The organism is Candidatus Accumulibacter vicinus (assembly GCF_000584955.1).
In the GTDB taxonomy this organism is placed as follows: Bacteria; Pseudomonadota; Gammaproteobacteria; order Burkholderiales; family Rhodocyclaceae; genus Accumulibacter; species Accumulibacter vicinus.
This window is the reverse complement of sequence record NZ_JDSS02000030.1, coordinates 55,585-56,945: the sequence shown is the minus strand read 5'-3', so window position 1 is coordinate 56,945 and position 1,361 is coordinate 55,585. Positions and strand designations below refer to the sequence as shown.

Annotated in this window: 1 protein-coding gene and 1 pseudogene; one reads left to right on the top strand and one right to left on the bottom strand. The window is 52.3% G+C overall.

Annotated features, from left to right (window positions below):
- Window positions 1–236 (bottom strand): annotated as a pseudogene (locus CAPSK01_RS23105) (hypothetical protein); the annotation flags it as partial.
- Between the two features lie 43 nt (window positions 237–279).
- Here CAPSK01_RS23105 and CAPSK01_RS14245 point away from each other — a divergent pair.
- Window positions 280–1,326, top strand: coding sequence for a hypothetical protein (locus tag CAPSK01_RS14245; RefSeq protein WP_273703731.1), 1,047 nt, complete (start codon window positions 280–282; stop codon window positions 1,324–1,326).
- Window positions 1,327–1,361 lie beyond the last annotated feature (35 nt).

The window sequence follows — 1,361 nt, the reverse complement described above, 5'->3', positions numbered from 1 at the left end:
CACAAAGTCGGCAAAACATGCTCAATGAGTTGTGCGTAAGGGTATGAGTATAGCCCAGGTGTGCCGCGCCCCACCGGAGGCGGCGGTGTCCAGTGGTCCCGGATGCTTTCATCGTCAAACCAGATCGTCAGATTGCCGCGATTGACCAGCGCTCGGTCGTACTCTGCCCAGTTCGTCACCCGGTACCGCTGCTTCACCCCGACCTCTCCAGTGTCCGGCTTCACCCTCATCGCCATCGCGCCTCTCCTTTTACGGCCAAACCCGGCCTGGGCCAGGGAAATGCTAATATACTACACCAACGCCTGGGTGACTAGTCACAGCCTCGGCGCTGGCATAACCAACGAATTGCGCGAGATATCGGACACCGGTGGCTATCACACCGCTATTGATCGAGCAAAGTATGTGACATTTGCAGCCCCTAAGATTGCGGAGCGCAATGAGTCGCGCATACTCAATATTGGCTTCGAGAATGACTGGGTGTTTAAGGCGGGAGAAGTCCTGGATCCAAAGCTTAACTTGGCGGGATTTCGTCCTGACTATGATTCGACGACGGACAATCTGGTCTTTTCCGCTCCGGAATACTCCGGTTTGATTCCAACTTATAACCCGTTACTGACAGCTTATGTTCATACGCCTGTGCCAGAAACCTATCGAGTCGGAATTACCCGCATCAGAGACTCCGACTTTTATGCAGAGATGACTCGCGACGACGTGATCATCATTGATCAGGATTCCGTCGTATACGATCGACTAGCGGTGTCGGCTAGTGGGCACGAGGGGCGGCGAGTTTTTCTACTCGGGCAGGATAAAGAGGATGACATATTGTTTGGCAATCCGTACTCTGCAAGCGATGATTTCATTGAGGGAAAAGGTGGTAATGACAGGCTTGTCGGCTATAGCGGCAACGACGTCCTGATCGGGGGGGATGGGAGTGATACCTTTGGTATTCTGGAGTCGATGAATCATCCTTTTTCAACCGTAACCATTCCGCAAGGTCACGATGTCGTTCGAGATTTTGAGGTTGGCGTAGACTCGATCGATTACGGGATTGCAGTAATACAGCTAAAAGAAGTGTTTGACGTCGATGCCGATGGGGATCTCGACACATTTATTTCTTTTGGTGCGAACAGCACGCTCACTCTGTTGGATGTGGGAAATGTGGTTTCAATTGGTGGACCGCAAAGTGTGCCAGAAGGGCACACGGCGGTTTTTGAAGTGCTGCGTAGCGGTGATACCACGTCGCCTTTGACCATCGATTATACGATCACGGGCAGTGTAACGCGCACGGGCAGCATCACCTTTGCCGCCAGTTCTGCACGGGTGTGATTCAAAGTGATGCAAGCCCCATAATTTCAGCATTT